The sequence below is a fragment of the Microbispora bryophytorum genome (genome assembly GCF_043197435.1).
GTDB lineage: Bacteria > Actinomycetota > Actinomycetes > Streptosporangiales > Streptosporangiaceae > Microbispora > Microbispora bryophytorum.
Map to the genome: position 1 here is coordinate 57,267 of NZ_JBICTF010000013.1, position 17,548 is coordinate 74,814.

The window sequence follows — 17,548 nt, forward strand, 5'->3', positions numbered from 1 at the left end:
TGGGGCTCGCGCCGGCCGCGGGACAGGCACGGCCGGCCTGGCCCGGTCAGCCGTGCTCCTTCTTGTAGCGCTCGTACGCGCCGTTGACAAGGTTCACGTAGGACGACATGTTCTTCGCCTCGAGCTCCTTGACGTACGCGTCCCACTCGTCGAAGCTCCGCTTGCCGAGAATGAACTCGAGCGTGTTCTGGTTGGCGTGGTCCTTCAGCGGGGTCTGCCACAGCGCGGCCTGCTCGCGCTCCTCGTCGTTGAGCGGGCTCGGCGGCTTCGGCGGCAGCGCCTGCCTGGCGTTCATCGTCTTCTGCCATTCGACCTCCTCCTCGGAGAAGGTCGACTGGAGCAACTCGGTGCTGCCGCCGTAGGCGAACACGCCGTTGGAGAAGCCGAAGTCCTTCTGCAGGTGCTTGGGCGCGCCGGGGTTGAGGCCGATGAAGTCGACGTCCTTCGTGAGCTCGAACTTGCCGGAGCCGTCCTTGGTGTAGGTGGTCCCCTCGATGCCCCACTTGGCGAACACCTGGCCCTCGTCGGAGTACCAGAGCCAGTCGATGAACTGCATCATCGCGACGAAGTTCTTGCTGTCGCGGGCCTTCTTGGAGATCATGATGCCGTTCTCCAGCCGGCTGTCGTTGGCGTCGGCCTTGACCGGTCCCTGCGGCCCGATGGGCACCGGGATCTTGATGAGCGTCGCCTTCGGGTTGGCCTTCTTCAGCGGCGGGCGATACTCGTTCACCAGCGTCTGGGCGTTGCCGCTGATCACGAAGGACTTGCCGGACGCCAGCTTCTGGATCGCCTGGTCGTCCTGCTGAGTGAAGCTCTCCGGGTCGAGCAGCTTCTCCTCCACCAGCGTGTGGAGGAACTGCAGCATCTGCTTGTACTGCTCCATCGCGCCGGTGAAGGCGAACTTCTGCGCGTTGGTATCCCACGTGATGCCGGTCGTGAAGCCCCAGCCGCCGCGTGCGCCGCTGCCCAGGCCGAAGACCTGGTTCAGCATGGCGCCGCCCGGCGTGGGGATGCCCCATCGGTCCGAGTAGGGGTAGGAGTCGGGATACTCCTTCTTCATCGCCTTCAGCATGTTGTGCACGTCGTCCCAGGTCTGCGGGATCTCCAGCCCGAGCTTGTCGAGGATGTCGCCGCGCACCACGAGCGTGTAGTCCGTCCAGTAGTCCTCGTGGAGGCCGGGGAGCAGGTAGAAGCGGCCGTCGGCCTGCCGGAGCGTGTCAAGGTCGGGCTGCAGGTTCCACTTGGCGATCTTCTCCTTGAAGTTCGGCATCAGGTCGAGGTAGTCGCTGACCGGCAGGACACTGCCCGAGGCGACGAAGGGGGTCTCCTGACCGGGGTAGGTCTTCGGGATGATCATCGGGGCGTCGCCGGCCCCGATCATCAGGCTGCGCTTGTTCTCGTAGTCGCTCAGCGGCACCACGTTCGGCTGCAGCGTCACGTTGGTCCGCTTGGTCAGCTCCGACCAGAACAGCCAGTCGTTCTTGATGGGATAGAACGGGTGGTTGTTGTAGAGGACGCTGAACGACAGCGGAGCAGCGGCCGTGAACTGCTTGCCCACGCCGTAGTCGGCCATCGCGCCGTCGCGGTTCGCCGCGAAGTCGTCACCGCTCTTCTTGGCGCCGGCGCCGGAATCGCCGTCGGTGCTGCAGGCGGCGAGCGCGAGGAAGGCTCCCACGGCGACCATCGCCTGACGCCGGTTGATCTCATACATGAAAGGGGGGTCCTTTCCCTTCGGAACGGGGCTGGGTGAAAGTCGGTGAGAGATCCGGCGTGGCTATCCCTTGACCGCGCCGAGCATGACGCCCTTGACGAAGTACCGCTGGAGGAAGGGGTAGACCACCAGGATCGGGATGACCGTGAGCACCATCGTCACGGACTTGATGTTGGTGGCCACCGTCATGTCGGTGGCGTCGGCGCCGACGGACGTGCCCGTGGTGGCGCCGGCGATGAGGTTGCGCAGGTAGACGGTCACCGGGAACAGGTCGTTCTGGCTCATGTAGAGGAAGGCCGCGAACCACGAGTTCCAGAACGACACGGCGTAGAACAGCACCATGGTCGCGAGGACCGCCTTCGACAGCGGCAGCACGATCCGGAGCAGGATGCCGTAGGTGCTCATGCCGTCGATCGCGGCGGCCTCCTCAAGCTCGGCCGGCATGCCCTCGAAGAACGCCTTCATCACCAGGAGGTTGAACACGCTGACCGCGTTCGGCAGCACGATGGCCCAGATGCTGTCCTTCAGCCCGAGGCTGGAGATGAGGATGTAGTTGGGCACGAGCCCGCCGGAGAAGAACATCGTGAAGACCGCGATCCCGATCAGGAACGTGCGGCCCTTCAGGTGTTTCTTCGACAGGACGTACGCGTAGCACGTGGTCATGACCATCGCGATGGCCGTGGCGACGACCGTGTAGACCACGGTGTTGCGGTAGTTGATCCAGAACGTCGGGTCGGAGGCCACGAACTCGTACGTGCGGAAGGTGAACCCGACGGGGACGAGGTTGACCTTGCCGGCGCGGATGGCGAACTCGTCGCTGAGCGAGCGGGCCACGATGTTGATGAAGGGGTACAGGGTCACGACCACGACGCCGGTCAGGATGACCGCGTTGACGGCCCGGAACACCCGCTGACCCCGGGTCCTGTTGACGGTCACCACAGGCTCGTCCCCACCGTGCGCCGGGAGATCAGGTTCGCCGACATGACCAGGGCCAGCCCGATCACGGCCTCGAAGAGGCCGATCGCCGCGGCGTAGCTGAAGCTGTTGGACACGATGCCCATCCGGTAGAGGTACGTGGAGATCACATCGGCGGTGGGATACGTCAGCGGGTTGTAGAGCAGCAGGACCTTCTCGAAGCCCACCGCCATGAACGTGCCGATGTTGAGGATCAGCAGGGTGACCGCGGTCGGCCGGATACCGGGGAGCGTCACGTGCCAGACCTGCCGCCAGCGGCTCGCACCGTCGATCCTGGCCGCCTCGTACAGCTGATCGTCGATGGTCGTGAGCGCGGCCAGGTAGATGATCGTCCCCCAGCCGACCGTCTGCCACATCTCGGAGGAGACGTAGATCGTGCGGAACCAGCCCGCTTCCTGCATGAACGCGATGGGCTCGTTGCCGGCCGCGCGCAGGAGCTGGTTGACCGGCCCGTCCACCGACAGCATCTCCATGACCAGCCCGGCCACGACCACCATCGACAGGAAGTGCGGCAGGTAGGACACCGACTGGACGAACCGCTTGACCTTCCGGCCGCGCAGCTCGTTGATCAGCAGGGCGAGCACGATCGGCGTCGGAAAGCAGAACAGCAGGGTCAGCCCCCCGATGACCACGGTGTTGGTGAACACCTGCCAGAACGACGGGTCGTTCAGGAACATCTTTATGTAACGCAGGCCGACCCATTCCTCGCCGAACACGCTGCCGCCCGGCTGGAACTTCCGGAAGGCGATGACGTTCCCGAGCATCGGCAGGTATCGGAAGATCACGAAAAACAGCAGCGGAAGAATCGCCAGCGAGTAGAGCTGCCAGTCACGGCGCAGCGCCTGGCGCCAGGTGCGGCGCGGCGGGCGCTGCTTACGGGCCGGATCGGACCGCGCCCGCCGGGGATCCCCGGTGTCCGGCGACGCGTCGATCGTCCTGGTGGTGCTCATCCCGTGCCTCCGGTGCCATCCGAACGGATCCAGGGCGGCGCGTGCGGCCGCCGAAAGGGGCGGCTTCGCGCACCCCGCCCCGGAAAACGGCACGGCAGCGCGAACCGAAAGTTTCGAAAGTTGCCATTAATATTGCGGAAATATAGGACCCGGGCATGAGTGCGTCAAGAGGGAAGTCAATCACCGAGACGCTCCCGGCGCCACGCCCAATACCGGCTGGATCTCGGTATATCTCAGGGCCCTCCGATGGTAGAGTTTCGCGAAACTTTCGGAGAAACGACGAGCGGACAGATGACCAGCCCTTCCCCCGCCCGCGATCCACGCCCCGCCACGATCGCCTCCATCGCCGAAGAGCTCGGCGTCTCGGTGACCACGGTCTCCAAGGTCCTCAACGGCCGGCCCGACGTCGCGCCCGACACGCGGGAACGCGTCGAGGCGAGCCTCGCGCGGCACCGGTACCGCCGCCGTTCGAAGCGGCGCACGCTCAAGGGGCAGATCGACCTCGTCTTCCACGAGTTGAACTCCATGTGGTCGATGGAGATCATCCGGGGGGTCGACACCGTCGCCTCCGCAGCGCGGATCGAGGTCGTCCTGTCCCAGCTGAAAGGGGCGCACCGGCCGCCGGAGGAGTGGCTGGACGGTGTGCTCGACCATCGGCCCCTCGGCGTGCTGTTCGTCATGTCCAGCCCGTCCCAGTCGCAGCAGCAGAAGCTGCGGCGGGCGCAGGTCCCGTTCGTCGTCGTCGACACCGACGGAGAGATCGCCGAGTCCGTGCCCGTCGTCGGCTCGAACAACTGGGACGGCGGCCTGCTCGCCACCCGTCATCTCCTGGAGCTGGGCCACCGCCGCATCGCGGTCGTCTCCGGCCCGAAGGACGTGATGTGCAGCAGGGCACGCGTCGCCGGCTTCCGGGTCGCCCACGACGAGGCGGGGATCACCGTCGACCCCAGCCTCGTCAGGTACGGCAACTTCTACGTCGACGCCGGATACAAGCACGCCATGGACCTGCTGTCACGCCCGGACCGGCCGACCGCGATCTTCGCCGGGTCGGACCTGCAGGCGCTCGGCGTCCTGCGCGCGGCCCGGCGGCTCAACCTCGACGTGCCCGGGGACCTGTCGGTGGTCGGCTACGACAACGTGCCCGTCGCCGATTGGGTCGAGCCCGCCCTGACCACGGTGGGCCAGCCGCTGTGCGACATGGCGACGGTCGCGGCCCAGATGCTGCTCGACCTGGCCCGCGGCGTGGAGCCGGCCACGAGCCGGATCGACCTCGCCAACGAGCTCGTGGTCCGTGAGAGCACCGCGCCGCCGAAGAGCCGGGCCACGGTCACGAACGCCGCGCCCGGCGGATGACCGCCGCGCCGAGGGGAGGCACGGTGATCTCCCCTGACGCCGGCCGCCCGGTGAGGAGATCCGTGCCCGACTCCACCGGCACGGCGACGGGCGCCTCCGCGTCATGGTTGAGCAGGAAGAGGTATTCGTGCCGCTCGTCCTCGCGGACGGCGCACTCGAGGTGGGCGGGGAGGCCGTCGAAGCGGTTGTCCACGCCGGCCGCTGTCAGCTCGCCGATCAGCACCCGGTCGAAGGCGTCCTGTTCCAGGAGGGTGGCGAAGTAGACGACCCGGCCGGCTCCGAAGTCGTTGGCGACGACCGCGGCGCGTCCCGTGAGCAGGCCGTCCGCGTAGGTCGCCAGTGCCGTCCCGGTTTCGAGGCGGATGTCCTCACGCCACCAGTCCGCCGTCGCCGTGCGTCCGTCGGTGAACTCGACCGTGAACCGTTCGCTGGCCGCGCCGGCCAGTACTCGTCGATCTTCGCGCCGATGAGGCGGCGGAACGCGCCCGGGTAGCCGTCCGGGCGGACGCGGTTGCACGCGTCCACGACGCCCGAGAAGAACGACATGACGACGGTTCCACCGTCGCGGGCGAACTCGGTGACGGCGTTCACTCCCTCGTCGTCCATGAGGTAGGCGTTGGGCACGACCAGCACCTTGTACGGCGACAGGTCGCTGTGGGGCGTCCAGCCCCCACCAGCCGTTCCAGTCGAACAGGACCGCGACCTCGGCCCGCGTCGTCGTCCCCGCCACGGGCGACAGCAGCCCCACCTCGCGGCCGAGCTCGGCGACCTCGCGGAAGGTGCTCGCGGTAGATAGGGGACGAGGGGTCGTAGTGCAGGCGGTTGCCGAAGCCGAACCGCTCGCCGTCAGCCATGACCGGGAGGACCTCGGGGTGCCGGTGGGTCAGCCAGGCGGGCGGCGCGGCGGTGGGGGTGGCCAGGTTGACCGCGATGCCGTTCTCGTGGAGCAGGTCCATGACCTCGTCGAGCCAGCCGAACTCGTATTCTCCGGGCTCCGGTTCGAGCGAGGCCCACGCGAAGACGCCGAGCGACACGAGGTTCACCCCCGCGCCGTCGCGAGCTGCCACCAGAGCTGATCGGACGTACAGGGATGAGTCAATCGACGACCGGCGCACGAGCATACGCCGACGGCTTGCCCCGGATTATCCGGGGTCTTTCCGGTGGCCGCGACTGCCGTGCAGAGCGGCCTATCCGGTTTTAGCCTGAAATCACCGCCGAAGCTGGTGGTACCGGGGATCTGTCGGGGGAGGACAGCGAAGGAGCCACGACATGGCTAATCCGCCCAGCGACCACGGCGACGGTATGCGACTCTTCCTCGATTACCTGGTGGGGGCGCGGGCGGCGGCCTGGAACCCCTCGGCGCAGTGGCTGTCCCGCCACTCCGGTATCCCGAAGACCACGGTCGAGTCGCTCATCCACGGCACGCGTAAGCGGCTGCCGAGCTGGAGCGAACAGGTCGAGCGCCTGCTGGAGGCCTACCGCAAGAAGGTGACAGAGGACAAGCGCGGGGATCCCGACGCGGTGCTGGGCGACATGGCGGCGTGGAAGCAGGCCTATGACGACGCGCAGAACGGACGGCCGCCGGCCTGCCCTCTCCCGGCAGCCGCCTTCCCCACCCCGCCCCCGGCCGCGGCGGAACCAGGCCGGCCGATCGGACAGTTCCGGCCGCTGGACCTGGAGGTCCATCCGGCGATTCGCGTGGACACCGCCGGTCGGGAGCTGGAGGAGTTGCCCGCCTACGTCCCTCGGGCGCATGACGAAGCCCTCGCACAGATGGTCCGCCAGGTACAGACAGGGGCGTCCCGGCTGGTCGTGCTGGTCGGCGACTCGTCGACGGGCAAGACCCGCACTTTGTGGGAAGCGGTCCGGACCCTGCCCGAACCGTGGCGGCTGTGGCACCCGATCGAGCCGAGCCGTCCGGCGGCGGTCCTCACCGAGCTGAGGTCGATCGGCCCGCACACCGTGGTGTGGCTGAACGAGACCCAGCACTATCTGCTCACCGCCGATCCAGCCGTCGGGGAGCGGATCGCCGGCGGGCTCCGGGAGTTGCTGCGTGCTCGGGAGCGAGGGCCGGTGCTGGTGCTGGGCACCCTGTGGCCCGCCTACTGGAAGACCCTCACCGCGGTCCCGCACACCGGTCAGCCCGATCCGTACGCTCAGGCCCGCGAGCTGATCAAGAGCGCCAGCATCCGCCTTCCCGAGTCCTTTGCCGACGCCGATCTCGATGCCGCAGGCCGACAGGCGGCGAACACCGGCGATCTCCGTCTGGCCGAGGCGTTGCGCCGGGCCCCGGAGGGGCGGTTGACCCAGTACCTGGCGGGTGGTCCGGCTCTGCTGGAGCTCTACGACAACGCGGAACCCGGCGCCCGCGCCGTCCTGGACGCCGCGATCGACGCCCGCCGGTTCGGTCACGGCCCAGCCCTGCCCCGTCTCCTGCTCGTGGAAGCCGCCCCCGGCTATCTCAGTGACGAGCAATGGCATCTACTCGACGACGACTGGCTCGAACGAGCCTTCGCCTACCTGACCGATCACCGCCCGTGCCGGGGAGCCCGCCCACCGCTGGCCCTGATCAAACCCCGTCCCGGCACCGGTCACGCTCCCGCCGCACACAGTGGAGGCGAGCCGTCCTATCGCCTCGCCGACTATCTCGAACAACACGGCAGCCGCACACGCCGCTTCCTCTGTCCCCCCGCCGCCTTCTGGAACGCCGCCACCCGCCACGCCGCCTCCGTGAGCGACCACCGCGCTTTCGCTCGGGCCGCCCGCGACCGCGGGCGCCACCGTCACGCCTTCGCGCTGTACCGAGCAGTCGCCGACGCGGGCGACACCACCGCGCTGCGGGAGCTGACGCGGATCCGGGAGGAGGCCGGCGACCACGAAGGCGCAGAACGCCTCGCCCGGGCCGCCGCCGACGCGGGCGACACCATTGCGCTGCGGGACCTGGCGCGGACGTGGGAGGAGGCCGGCGACCACGAAGGCGCAGAACGCCTCGCCCGGGCCTTGAACGACGCCGGCCGTACTTCCGCGCTGTACAGCCTGACCGAGATGCGGAAGCAGACCGGCGACCAGGAAGGCGCAGAACGCCTCGCCCGGGCCGCCGCCGACGCCGGTGACGTCCTCACGCTCTACAACCTGGCACGGACACGCGATCAGGCCGGCGACCTCGAACGCGCCGAACGCCTGTACCAGGCAGCCGCAGACGCCGGCTTCACCAGCGCGCTGATCGATGCGTTCTACATGCGCGAGCTGGCCGGCGACCATGAAAGCGCAGAACGCCTCGCCCGAGCCGCCGCCGACGCCGGCCACACCACCGCGCTGCAGCACCTGGCGGAGCTGCGGCAGCAGGCCGGCGACCACGAAGGCGCAGAACGCGTCGCCCAGATGGCCGCCAACGCCGGCCACCCCTTATCACTGAGGTATCTGATCAGGCTGCGCGAGCTGGCCGGCGACTACGGAGGCGCCGAACGCCTCGCCCGGGCCGCCGCCGACGCCGGCGACACCGACGCTCTCCTGGTTCTCGCGCATCTCCGGCGGCAGGCCGGCGACTACGGAGGCGCCGAACGCCTGTACCAGGCCGCCGCCGACGCCGGCGATGCCAGCAGGCTGCACGAGCAGGCGTGGATGCGCGAGCGGGCCGGCGACCACAAGGGCGCCGAACGCATGTTCCAGGCGCTCGCCGACTCCGGCGACACCCTCGCGCTGCGGGAGCTGGCGCGGCTGCGCGAGCTGGCAGGCGACCACGAAGGCGCCGAATGCCTCGCCCGGGCCGGCGACACCACCGCGCTCCCGATTCTGGCGCGGATGCGGCAGCAGGCCGGCGACCACGAAGGCGCAGAACGCGCCGCTCGGATGGCCGCCGACGCCGGCGCCCGCGACGCCGCCGCTCTGCTCCAGAACCTGGCCGAGATGCGGCAGCGGGCCGGCGACCACGAAGGCGCAGAACGCCTCGCCCGCGCCGCCGCCGACGCCGGCCTCACCGCCGCGCTGCAGCACCTGGCCGTGATGTGGGAGCAGGCCGGCGACCACGAAGGGGCAGAACGCATGTTCCAGGCCGCCGCCGACACCGGCCAGATCGACGCGCTTTACGGCCTGGCACGAATACGGGAGAAGGCCGGCGACCACGAAGGCGCCGAACGCTTCACCTGGGCCGCCGCCGACGCCGGCCTCACCGCCGCGCTGCACGCCCTGGCGCGGATGCGGCACGAGGCCGGCGACCACGAAGGCGCAGAACGCATGTACCAGGCAGCCGCCGACGCCGGCGACACCGCCGCGATGTCCGCCCTGGCGGAGCTGCGGCAGCAGGCCGGCGACCACGAGGGCGCAGAACGCCTCGCCCGCGCCGCCGCCGACGCCGGCCGCACCTTCCCGCTGCAAGAGCTGGTGCGGAGGCGGTACCGGGCCGGCGACCACGAAGGCGCCGAACGCCTCGCCCGCGCCGCCACCGACGCGGGCGACACCACCGCGATGCGCAATCTGGTTCAGATGCGGGAGCAGGCCGGCGACCACGAAGGCGCCGAACGCCTCGCCCGGACCGCCGCCGACGCCGGCGGCACCACCGCACTGTACGACCTGGCCAAGCGGCGAGTGCAGGAGGGAAAGGGGGGCCGGTGGGCAGACCTGGTGCGGTTCGGGCTGGAGGCGGACGGGTCGGCTGCCCGGCCATGGTGAGGCGATAAGCCGGCGCCCGGTCACGACTGCGGGCGGCCCTTTCCGGACTCCCGGGCCGCGACGGACTCCCGGGCCGCGACGGACTCGCGGGCCGCGACGGGAGAACGGTGCGACCCGCCGTCGCGCAGCGGGTAGAGAAGGAAGCAGCCGAAGGCCAGCGCCAGCACCACCAGGGGCACCACGCCCATCATCAGCCGGACGCCGGTCACGACGGAGTCCGGCTGCACCGCGGCCCCGTTGTGGTAGCCCGATCGGGACAGCACGACCGTGACGCCCACGTCGTAACCGCCCGCGACGGCCGTACGGACCGCGTCGGGGGCCCACGGGCACGGCGTCATGACGGTCGCCGAGCTGATCGCGCGGGCGGCGAGCAGCGAGGTGATGCCGGTGTTGGCCGCACGGCACATGCCGTAGTCGTCGGCGTTCACTATCAGCAGCCGGTCGTCCGGCCCGGCTCCGAGCCGTCGCGCGAGGTTCACGTGATGTCCCCCTTCCCTGCCCCGGTGAGGTCCGTGTCGTTCGGTCCGCCGGTCGCGGTGTCGTACGGTCCCCCGGCTGCCGTCTCGTGTGGCCGCCCGCCCACGGCGGCGGCGAAGGCGCGTTCCCGCGCACGATGGCGGGCGAGCCAGGACGCGCCGCGCAGCACCGGATCCCCGGGGACGCCGCTCGCGACGATCCTGATCGGGAGCGGCGCGGCGTCCCTCGCCAGGTGGCGGCGGATGCGGCCCAGCAGCAGATCGGCGCTGGCGCCGAACGCGCCGCCGAGCACGAACAGCTCCGGCTCGATCACGAGGGCGACCGACGCCGCGACGTGGGCGATCCTGCGGGCGGTCGCGTCGACCACGGCGAGTGCCCTCTCGTCGCCGGCCCTGGCGCTGTCGAAGATCTCCCGCGTGGACGGGCTGCCCTCGATGCCGGCCTGCCTGGCCTGTTCGGCGATGCGGCGGGCGCCGAGCACCTCGGTGCCGAGCTCGGTCGCGGGGTGGGGCAGGAATGCGACCTCGCCCGCTCCCCCGGCGAAGCCCCGGTGGAGCCCCGGTGGAGCCGGCCGCCCAGTACGATCCCGGCGCCGAGGCCGACCCCGACGCCGAGCAGGACGAAGTCGGCGACGCCGGCGCACGCGCCGAACCGCTGCTCGGCGACGGCGGCGAGGTTGACGTCATTCTCCAGCAGCAGAGGCACGGGCAGGTCGCGCTCGATCGCCTCGGCCAGGCCACGGCCCCCTGCGGCAGCCCGTAGGCCCGCCTCACGGTGCGGCCGTCGCGCGCCACGACCGCGGGGACGCCGACGACGGCCTGACCGACGGCGCCCGGCTCGGTCCCGGCGCGTCCGGCGCACTCGGCGGCGAGTGCGGCCACCGCCGCCGCCGTGTCGGCCACCCTGCGGCGCGGCGCCCGGGTCTCCGCCTGGGCGAGCGTCTCCCCCACCGCGTCGACGGGTACGGCGCGGATGCGCAGGTGGCCGATGTCGACGCCGAGCGCGAGCGCGCAGCGGGGGGCGATCCGGTAGAGGGTCGCGGCGGGCCCGCGACGCGTGGTGTCGGCGCCCGCCTCCTCCACGGCCCCGCGTGCGACGAGCTCGCGCAGCGCCTGGGCGACGGTGGTCTTGGACAGGCCGGTGGCCCTGGTGATCTCCGGTCGGCCGAGCGGCCCCTCACGGTCGATGACGTCGAGCACCGCGCGGGCGTTGATCGACCAGAGCAGGCCCTGCGGCCCGGCCAGGTAGTTCGCGCTCACGCTCACCTCGGGTCCCGGCCCGGGTAGGCCGGACGGTTCTCCTCAGGGTGAGCCGTTCCATCCGATCGGCCACCACGCGACAAGACCGCTACGGTTCATAAAAGGCAGAGAGGGGATCATCGTGAGCAATGCCGCAACGGGCGACGTTCCATTCGGGGCACGGGTACGCGGCTGCCTGCTCGCCGGGGCCGTCGGCGACGCCCTCGGCGCGCCCGTGGAATTCGACTCGATCGCCGTCATCCGCCGCAACCACGGCAGGGCGGGGCTGACCGATCTCGCGCCCGGCTGGCACGGCAAGACCGGCCTGGTCACCGACGACACGCAGATGACGCTGTTCACCGTCGAAGGGCTGATCCGCGCGGACGTGCGCGTCAGGGAGAAGGGCATCGGCGGCGGTGAGGTGCAGGTGGTCCGCCACGCCTACCTGCGCTGGCTCGACACACAGGAGCACCGCGTGCCGCCACCCGCCGACGGCCTCGTCCGCACCGGCCGGCTCCGCGAGCAGACCTGGCTCTACTCCCGTCGCGCGCCCGGCAACACCTGCGTGTCCGGACTGCACGCCGACCTCGGTTCGCTCGCGGCCCCCGGTATGCCCGGGCCGGTCAACCCCGGCTCCAAGGGCTGCGGCACCGTCATGCGCTCCGCCCCGTTCGGACTGGCCATCCGCGACCCGCGGGCGGCCTTCACGCTCGCGGCCGGCTGCGCCCAGATCACGCACGGGCATCCCACCGGTTATCTGGCGGCCGGCGCCTTCGCCGCGCTGGTCTGCTCCCTGTCCCAGGGCGCGCCGCTCGCGACGGCCGTGCACGACACCCTGGGCCTGCTCGCCGAGCTGCCCGCGCACGAGGAGACCACCGCGGCGATCGAGGCGGCGATCGCCCTGGCCGGCACGGCGGAGCCGTCGCCCGAGGCGGTGGAGACGCTCGGCGGCGGGTGGGTGGCCGAGGAGGCGCTCGCCATCGCGGTCTACTGCGCGCTGGTGAGCGGCGACGACATCGAGCGGGCCCTGCTGCTGGCAGTCAACCACTCCGGCGACAGCGACTCCACCGGCTCCCTCTGCGGCAACCTCCTCGGCACGGTGCACGGCGACGCGGCCCTCCCCGGGCACTGGGTGTCCCAACTGGAGGGCCGGGACACCGTCATCGAACTCGCCGACGACTTCACCACGCATTTCACCGGCGGCCGCATCGACCGCGACAAGTACCCCGGCTGCTGACCCCGCCACCCGATCCGGCCCGAACGGCATGAGACGCCCGCATCACCGGATCATGCCGCATGGAACGGTGTAATCTTCCGGGCGTACTGGTGATGCGGCCCGACGGGCTTCCGTTCTCTCGTCCGGGAACGGACATGCCCCCATACCGCACGAGTCTTTCGTGCTGCCTGGGGGTAGGTCCGTGGCCGTTGTCCGGCATTCCGCGGAAGGTCTGCTTCAGCTCGCGTCCGTGCCGGAGAGGGTGCTCAGCGAGGTGATCGCCGAGCAGCTTCGCATCACTCAAGGCGTCAATCCCGGCAGGAGCGAGCGGAGGTCATGGGACCGCAGCCTGCCCGTTCTCGCCCGTGACCTCGTCGAGGCCGGGCTGGGCAGCGTCGAGATGCTGCTGGAATACCAGTTACCGCTCACCAGCAAGCGGGCCGACGTGATCCTCGCCGGCGTCGACCGGCACAGTGGTGACGACGCGTACGTCGTCGTGGAGCTCAAGCAGTGGAGCCACGCCGAGTTGTACGAGGACGACGCCGACCTCGTTCTCGTCCCCGGCATGGGCAACCACCCCAAACTTCACCCGGTCGTGCAGGTGCACGGCTACTGCGACTACCTCGCCGACTTCGTCGGCGCCCTGGAGCATCGCCGTCATGCCGTACGCGGCGTCGCGTACCTGCACAACGCGAACGACCTCGACATCCACGACCTGTACGACCGCGTGGAGGACGAGCGGACCCGTCTGTTCAGCCAGAGCCGTCGTGGTCAGTTCGTCGACTACCTTCGGGCGCAGTTCGCGCCCGAACCCGGTGCGCGCGCCGCCGACAGGCTGCTGGCGTCGGCGATCCGGCCGTCCAAGCAACTGCTGAAGGTGGCCGCGGCCGAGATCAAGCATCGGGACCAGTTCGTCCTGCTGGACCAGCAGCGCCTGGCGTACGAAATTGTGCTGCACGCGGTGGAGAAGGCCAGGGCGTCCGACTCCAAGGAAGTCGTCATCGTCACCGGCGGTCCCGGGTCGGGCAAGAGCGTCATCGCCCTGTCGCTGCTCGGCGAACTCGCCGAGCGCGGCTATCCGGCACACCACGCCACCGGATCGCGGTCCTTCACCGAGACCATGCGCCGCCACGTGGCCAGGGGATCCACGCGCACGAAGGCGATGTTCAAGTACTTCAACAACTTCATGACCGCCAAGCCCAACGACCTCGACGTACTCATCTGCGACGAGGCCCACCGGATCCGCGAGACGTCGGCCAACCGCTTCACCAAGGCCGTCGAGCGGACGGGGCGGTCCCAGCTCGACGAGCTGATGAGCGCCGCCCGCGTTCCCGTCTTCCTCCTCGACGAACACCAGGTGGTGCGGCCGGGCGAGACCGGGACCGTCGCGGACATCAGGGCACACGCACAGACCCGCGGCCTGGCCGTGCAGCAGGTGGATCTCGACGCCCAGTACCGCTGCGGCGGCAGCCGGGCGTACGAGGAGTGGGTGCTGCGACTGCTCGGCCTGAACGGTGAGGATCCCGAGCCGTGGACCGGCGACCCCCACTTCGAGGTCACCCTCGCCGACTCGCCGTACGAGTTGGAAGGACTGCTGCGGGGGAAGCTGAACGACGGCTACTCGGCCCGCATGACGGCCGGTTTTTGCTGGCGGTGGAGCGACCCCGACGGCGACCGCCTCGTCTCCGACGTGCGGATCGACGGCTGGTCCAAGCCGTGGAACGTCAAGGGCGACCGCGCTGTCGGCGACGCCCCTCCCAGCGCACTGTGGGCCACCATGCCGGGCGGCTTCGAGCAGGTCGGCTGCGTGTACACCGCCCAGGGCTTCGAGTACGACTGGAACGGCGTCGTGCTGGGCCCTGACCTCGTCTACCGGGAAGGCCGTCTGATCACCGTGCGCGGCGCCAGCAAGGACCCGGCGCTGATGAAGAAGTCCGTGACGGACGAGCAGGCTGACCGGCTGATTCGCAACACCTACAAGGTGCTGCTCACTCGCGGCATGATCGGCACAGCCGTCCACTCCGTCGACGCCAGGACACAGGAGTTCCTCGCCACACTGCTTGATCGATAGGGTGACGCGGCGCGCACATTCGGACGGTCCCATCGCCTTCGTGAACCTGCCGGCGCACGAGCACTCCGTCCCGATGGCTGTCAGGGCCCGCGGAGGCGGCGCCGGGAAGTCATCATGGGACGCGTGATCGAAGAGCGACGTCTTCCGGGCGGAAACACGAATGGGGCCGTCCGGGTCGGCGACACGGTCCGGCGTGTCCCCGGGCCCTGGACGCCCGCCGTGCATGCGCTGCTCCGGCATCTGGAGGACGCCGGTTTCGACCGGGCCCCGCGTGCGCGAGGGTTCGACGACCAGGGGCGGGAGGTCCTCTCGTACCTGCCGGGAGAGGTGGTCGGGACCGCGCGGCCGTGGCCCGCCTGGGTGCACAGTGACGACGCGCTCCGTCAAGTGGCCGTCTGGCTGCGCGACTTCCACACCGCGGTGGCGAGTTTCGTCCCTCCGCCGGACGCGGTCTGGCGCGAGGGAGGGACCTGGCGGCCCGGTCTGGTCGTCGGCCACAACGACGCGGCGCCGTACAACGCGGCGTGGGCCGACGGGCGCCTCATCGGTTTCTTCGACTGGGACTTCGCCGCTCCGGTCGCCCCGGACTGGGACCTCGCCTTCACCGCCTTCTCCTGGGTGCCGCTCCACGCCCGCCATGTCGTGGCGGCGGACGGGTTCACCGCGTTCGCCGAGCGGCCCCGGAGACTGCGACTGTTCCTCGACACCTACGGCTGGGACGGCCCGGCTGGCCGGTTCATCGAGACGGTCCGCCAGCGGGTCAGCGCCTCCGCCAACGGCATCCGGCGTCTCGCGGCGGCGGGCGACCCGGCGTATCGGAAGCTGGTCGACGACGGCGTCGACAGGTCATTGGACACGGCGATGGAGGAACTGACCGGCTTCCCCGGCGAGTGAGGCCGACGCCTGCGAATCCGCTGCTCAGGGGCGGGGCCAGGGCCGTCCGGCGAGGTTTTCGATGTCGGTGTTGAAGCGTCTCAGGTAGGCGGCGAAGGCCGTGACGTCCTCGGCTGTCCAACCGGACAGCACCTTCTCCAGGCCGAGGATGTTCTTCTCACGCTCCTCACCGAGCCACCGCTCGCCGTCATCGGTCAGGCGGAACTTGCGGGCGATGCCGCCGCCGGGGTCCGGAATGCGTTCCGCCAGCCCGGCGCGCAGCAGGGCCGAGGTGTGCCGGTTGAGGGTGGACACGTCCAGCCCGAGCGCCTCGCTGAGCTGGCCGATGGACATCGGGCCCGTGATGTGGATGCGATTGAGCAGCAGGTATGCGCTGCGGTCGAGGTGCCGGTGCCGCCCGAGCAGCATGGTCTCGAACTCGATGAGATGCGTGGGCTTGTCCATGCCGGTTCCTTCTCACAGATATGTGCACCCTACACGAATTGTGTGTGTAACACATGGTGTGTAGGGTGCGCATCGTTTTGACCATCTATCTAAGGGAGACCCTCGTGGGAGGCTCCACGTCCGCCGCTCGCCCCGGCGGCATCGTCAGCGTGATGGCGGTGGCCGGCATCGTCGCCTCGCTGATGCAGACCCTGGTGGTGCCGCTGATCGCCGAACTGCCGAACCTGCTGAGCACCACCGCGTCGAACGCCTCTTGGGTGATCACCGTGACGCTGCTCGCGGGAGCGGTGACGACCCCGGTCACCGGGAGGCTCGGCGACCTGTACGGCAAGCGCCTCATGATGCTGGTCTGCTCGGCGCCTCTGATCGCGGGCTGCATCGTCTGCGCCCTGGCGGGCTCCCTGACCCCCATGATCATTGGCAGGGGCTTGCAGGGCATGGGCATGGGCATGATCCCCCTGGGCATCAGCGCCCTGCGCGACCTGCTGCCGCCCGAGCGGCTCGGCCCCTCCATCGCGCTGCTGAGCTCGTCCATGGGCATCGGCGGCGCGCTCGGACTGCCGATCGCGGCGGCGGTCGCCGAGTACGCGAGCTGGCGGGTGCTGTTCTGGGGCTCGGCGGTGCTGAGCGTGCTGGTCGCGGTGCTGATCTGGCTCCTGGTCCCGGTCACGCCCGGCCGGGCTTCCGGCCGGTTCGACGTCGCCGGTGTGCTCGGTTTGGGCTCCGGGCTGGTGTGCCTGCTGCTGGGCGTCTCCAAGGGCGCCGACTGGGGCTGGACCAGCGGCACCACTCTCGGCCTGCTCTCCGCGGCGCTGGTCGTGTTGCTGCTGTGGGGCTGGTGGGAGCTGCGCGTCAAGGACCCGCTGGTCGATCTGCGGGTCACCGCGCGGCGGCAGGTGCTGCTGACCAACCTGGCCTCGATCGTGGTCGGCTTCTCGATGTACGCCCAGGCGCTGATCGTCATGCAGATCCTGCAGCTCCCCGCGGCCACCGGCTACGGCCTGGGCCAGTCGATGCTGGCGGCCGGCCTGTGGATGGCCCCTTCCGGCCTGATGATGATGGCCGTCTCGCCGCTCGGCGCCCGTCTGTCGGCCGTCCGCGGCCCCAAGGTCACCCTGATCGCCGGCAGCCTGGTCATGGCGCTCGGGTACGGCTCCTCGACCGTCCTGCTGGGCTCCACCTGGGGCCTGCTGATCGTCACCTGCGTGTGCAACATCGGCGTCGGCCTGGCCTACGGGGCGATGCCCGCCCTGATCATGGGCGCGGTCCCCCGTTCCGAGACCGCCGCCGCCAACAGCTTCAACACGCTGATGCGCTCCATCGGCACCACCGTCTCGGCCGCGGTGGTCGGCGTCGTCCTGTCGCAGATGACCATCCGGCTGGGCGGGCACGTCCTGCCGTCGGAGGGCGGCTTCCGCGCCGGGATGCTGATCGGCTGCGCCACCGCCCTCGTCGCCGCCGCCGTCACCCTGGCCCTCCCCGCGCGCGCGGCGGGCCGTACGACCGGCCGCGACGTCCCCGCCGAACCCGTCACCGCCGCCACGACCTGAG

General features: G+C 70.3%; 14 protein-coding genes and 3 pseudogenes. 6 read left to right on the forward strand and 11 right to left on the reverse strand.

What is annotated here, in order from left to right:
- Positions 1-46: 46 nt before the first annotated feature.
- The 3 genes from ACGFIB_RS33200 to ACGFIB_RS33210 all read right to left on the reverse strand — a co-directional run bounded on the left by ACGFIB_RS33200 (position 47) and on the right by ACGFIB_RS33210 (position 3,636).
- The gene (locus ACGFIB_RS33200; RefSeq protein WP_357265133.1) at positions 47-1,711 is read right to left on the reverse strand and encodes an ABC transporter substrate-binding protein; all 1,665 of its coding nucleotides are present in this window, start codon (positions 1,709-1,711) and stop codon (positions 47-49) included.
- A 63-nt stretch (positions 1,712-1,774) separates the two neighbouring features.
- Positions 1,775-2,647, reverse strand: a complete 873-nt coding sequence (locus ACGFIB_RS33205; protein ID WP_393377128.1) for a carbohydrate ABC transporter permease — start codon at positions 2,645-2,647, stop codon at positions 1,775-1,777.
- Positions 2,644-3,636 carry an ABC transporter permease gene (locus ACGFIB_RS33210; protein WP_142575448.1) on the reverse strand — a complete coding sequence of 331 codons (993 nt, stop codon included), beginning with the start codon at positions 3,634-3,636 and terminating at the stop codon, positions 2,644-2,646. Before ACGFIB_RS33210 ends, ACGFIB_RS33205 begins: the two co-directional genes overlap by 4 nt.
- A gap of 291 nt (positions 3,637-3,927) precedes the next feature.
- Here ACGFIB_RS33210 and ACGFIB_RS33215 point away from each other — a divergent pair, with 291 nt between their 5' ends.
- On the forward strand, positions 3,928-4,989 hold the full coding sequence (locus ACGFIB_RS33215; RefSeq protein ID WP_357167790.1) for a LacI family DNA-binding transcriptional regulator: 1,062 nt from the start codon (positions 3,928-3,930) through the stop codon (positions 4,987-4,989).
- Here the strand turns inward: ACGFIB_RS33215 and ACGFIB_RS33220 are convergent.
- From ACGFIB_RS33220 to ACGFIB_RS33230, 3 genes and pseudogenes are all read right to left on the reverse strand, one after another.
- Positions 4,964-5,212 carry a Beta-galactosidase C-terminal domain gene (locus ACGFIB_RS33220; protein WP_393377373.1) on the reverse strand — a complete coding sequence of 83 codons (249 nt, stop codon included), beginning with the start codon at positions 5,210-5,212 and terminating at the stop codon, positions 4,964-4,966. The two genes, ACGFIB_RS33215 and ACGFIB_RS33220, sit on opposite strands and share 26 nt — an antisense overlap.
- 48 nt (positions 5,213-5,260) lie before the next feature.
- A pseudogene (locus tag ACGFIB_RS33225) lies at positions 5,261-5,595 on the reverse strand (beta-galactosidase trimerization domain-containing protein); the annotation flags it as partial.
- Positions 5,577-6,056, reverse strand: coding sequence for a beta-galactosidase (locus tag ACGFIB_RS33230; protein WP_393377131.1), 480 nt, complete (start codon positions 6,054-6,056; stop codon positions 5,577-5,579). The gene ACGFIB_RS33230 and the pseudogene ACGFIB_RS33225, both read right to left, overlap by 19 nt.
- A gap of 202 nt (positions 6,057-6,258) precedes the next feature.
- Between ACGFIB_RS33230 and ACGFIB_RS33235 the strand changes: the two genes are divergently transcribed.
- Positions 6,259-9,657 (forward strand): hypothetical protein, encoded by a 3,399-nt coding sequence (locus tag ACGFIB_RS33235; RefSeq protein ID WP_393377133.1) that lies wholly within the window; start codon positions 6,259-6,261, stop codon positions 9,655-9,657.
- A 20-nt stretch (positions 9,658-9,677) separates the two neighbouring features.
- Here ACGFIB_RS33235 and ACGFIB_RS33240 read toward each other — a convergent pair whose 3' ends face one another.
- The 4 genes and pseudogenes from ACGFIB_RS33240 to ACGFIB_RS33255 all read right to left on the reverse strand — a co-directional run.
- Entirely contained in the window at positions 9,678-10,136 is a 459-nt protein-coding gene (locus ACGFIB_RS33240) for a ChbG/HpnK family deacetylase (protein WP_393377376.1), read from the reverse strand.
- Positions 10,133-10,615: an ROK family protein gene (locus tag ACGFIB_RS33245; protein WP_357265163.1), complete on the reverse strand. Its 483-nt coding sequence runs from the start codon at positions 10,613-10,615 to the stop codon at positions 10,133-10,135. The genes ACGFIB_RS33240 and ACGFIB_RS33245 overlap by 4 nt, the downstream gene beginning before the upstream one ends.
- Positions 10,616-10,734: 119 nt before the next feature.
- Positions 10,735-10,995: pseudogene (locus tag ACGFIB_RS33250) on the reverse strand (ROK family protein); the annotation flags it as partial.
- Between the two features lie 224 nt (positions 10,996-11,219).
- Positions 11,220-11,399 (reverse strand): annotated as a pseudogene (locus ACGFIB_RS33255) (helix-turn-helix domain-containing protein); the annotation flags it as partial.
- 115 nt (positions 11,400-11,514) lie between these two features.
- Here ACGFIB_RS33255 and ACGFIB_RS33260 point away from each other — a divergent pair.
- The 3 genes from ACGFIB_RS33260 (at position 11,515) to ACGFIB_RS33270 (ending at position 15,553) form a co-directional block, all read left to right on the forward strand.
- The gene (locus tag ACGFIB_RS33260; RefSeq protein WP_393377136.1) at positions 11,515-12,609 is read left to right on the forward strand and encodes an ADP-ribosylglycohydrolase family protein; all 1,095 of its coding nucleotides are present in this window, start codon (positions 11,515-11,517) and stop codon (positions 12,607-12,609) included.
- A gap of 229 nt (positions 12,610-12,838) precedes the next feature.
- Positions 12,839-14,659: a DNA/RNA helicase domain-containing protein gene (locus ACGFIB_RS33265; protein WP_393377138.1), complete on the forward strand. Its 1,821-nt coding sequence runs from the start codon at positions 12,839-12,841 to the stop codon at positions 14,657-14,659.
- Positions 14,660-14,782: 123 nt separating this feature from the next.
- The gene (locus tag ACGFIB_RS33270) at positions 14,783-15,553 is read left to right on the forward strand and encodes a phosphotransferase (RefSeq protein ID WP_393377139.1); all 771 of its coding nucleotides are present in this window, start codon (positions 14,783-14,785) and stop codon (positions 15,551-15,553) included.
- Positions 15,554-15,577: 24 nt separating this feature from the next.
- On the opposite strand, the gene ACGFIB_RS33275 is transcribed toward ACGFIB_RS33270, so the two are convergent.
- A complete protein-coding gene (locus ACGFIB_RS33275; RefSeq protein ID WP_357250550.1) occupies positions 15,578-15,997 on the reverse strand; it encodes a MarR family winged helix-turn-helix transcriptional regulator in 420 nt (139 codons plus the stop codon).
- 65 nt (positions 15,998-16,062) lie between these two features.
- On the opposite strand from ACGFIB_RS33275, the gene ACGFIB_RS33280 reads away from it, so the two are divergent.
- On the forward strand, positions 16,063-17,547 hold the full coding sequence (locus ACGFIB_RS33280; protein WP_393377142.1) for an MFS transporter: 1,485 nt from the start codon (positions 16,063-16,065) through the stop codon (positions 17,545-17,547).
- Position 17,548: the final 1 nt, after the last annotated feature.

What these genes read in the sequence shown, in the direction of transcription:
- ACGFIB_RS33200 (WP_357265133.1), bottom strand. Translation starts at nt 1,711, where the DNA reads ATGTATGAGATCAACCGGCGTCAGGCGATGGTCGCCGTGGGAGCCTTC.
- ACGFIB_RS33210 (WP_142575448.1), bottom strand. Translation starts at nt 3,636, where the DNA reads ATGAGCACCACCAGGACGATCGACGCGTCGCCGGACACCGGGGATCCC.
- ACGFIB_RS33215 (WP_357167790.1), top strand. Translation starts at nt 3,928, where the DNA reads ATGACCAGCCCTTCCCCCGCCCGCGATCCACGCCCCGCCACGATCGCC.
- ACGFIB_RS33235 (WP_393377133.1), top strand. Translation starts at nt 6,259, where the DNA reads ATGGCTAATCCGCCCAGCGACCACGGCGACGGTATGCGACTCTTCCTC.
- ACGFIB_RS33275 (WP_357250550.1), bottom strand. Translation starts at nt 15,997, where the DNA reads ATGGACAAGCCCACGCATCTCATCGAGTTCGAGACCATGCTGCTCGGG.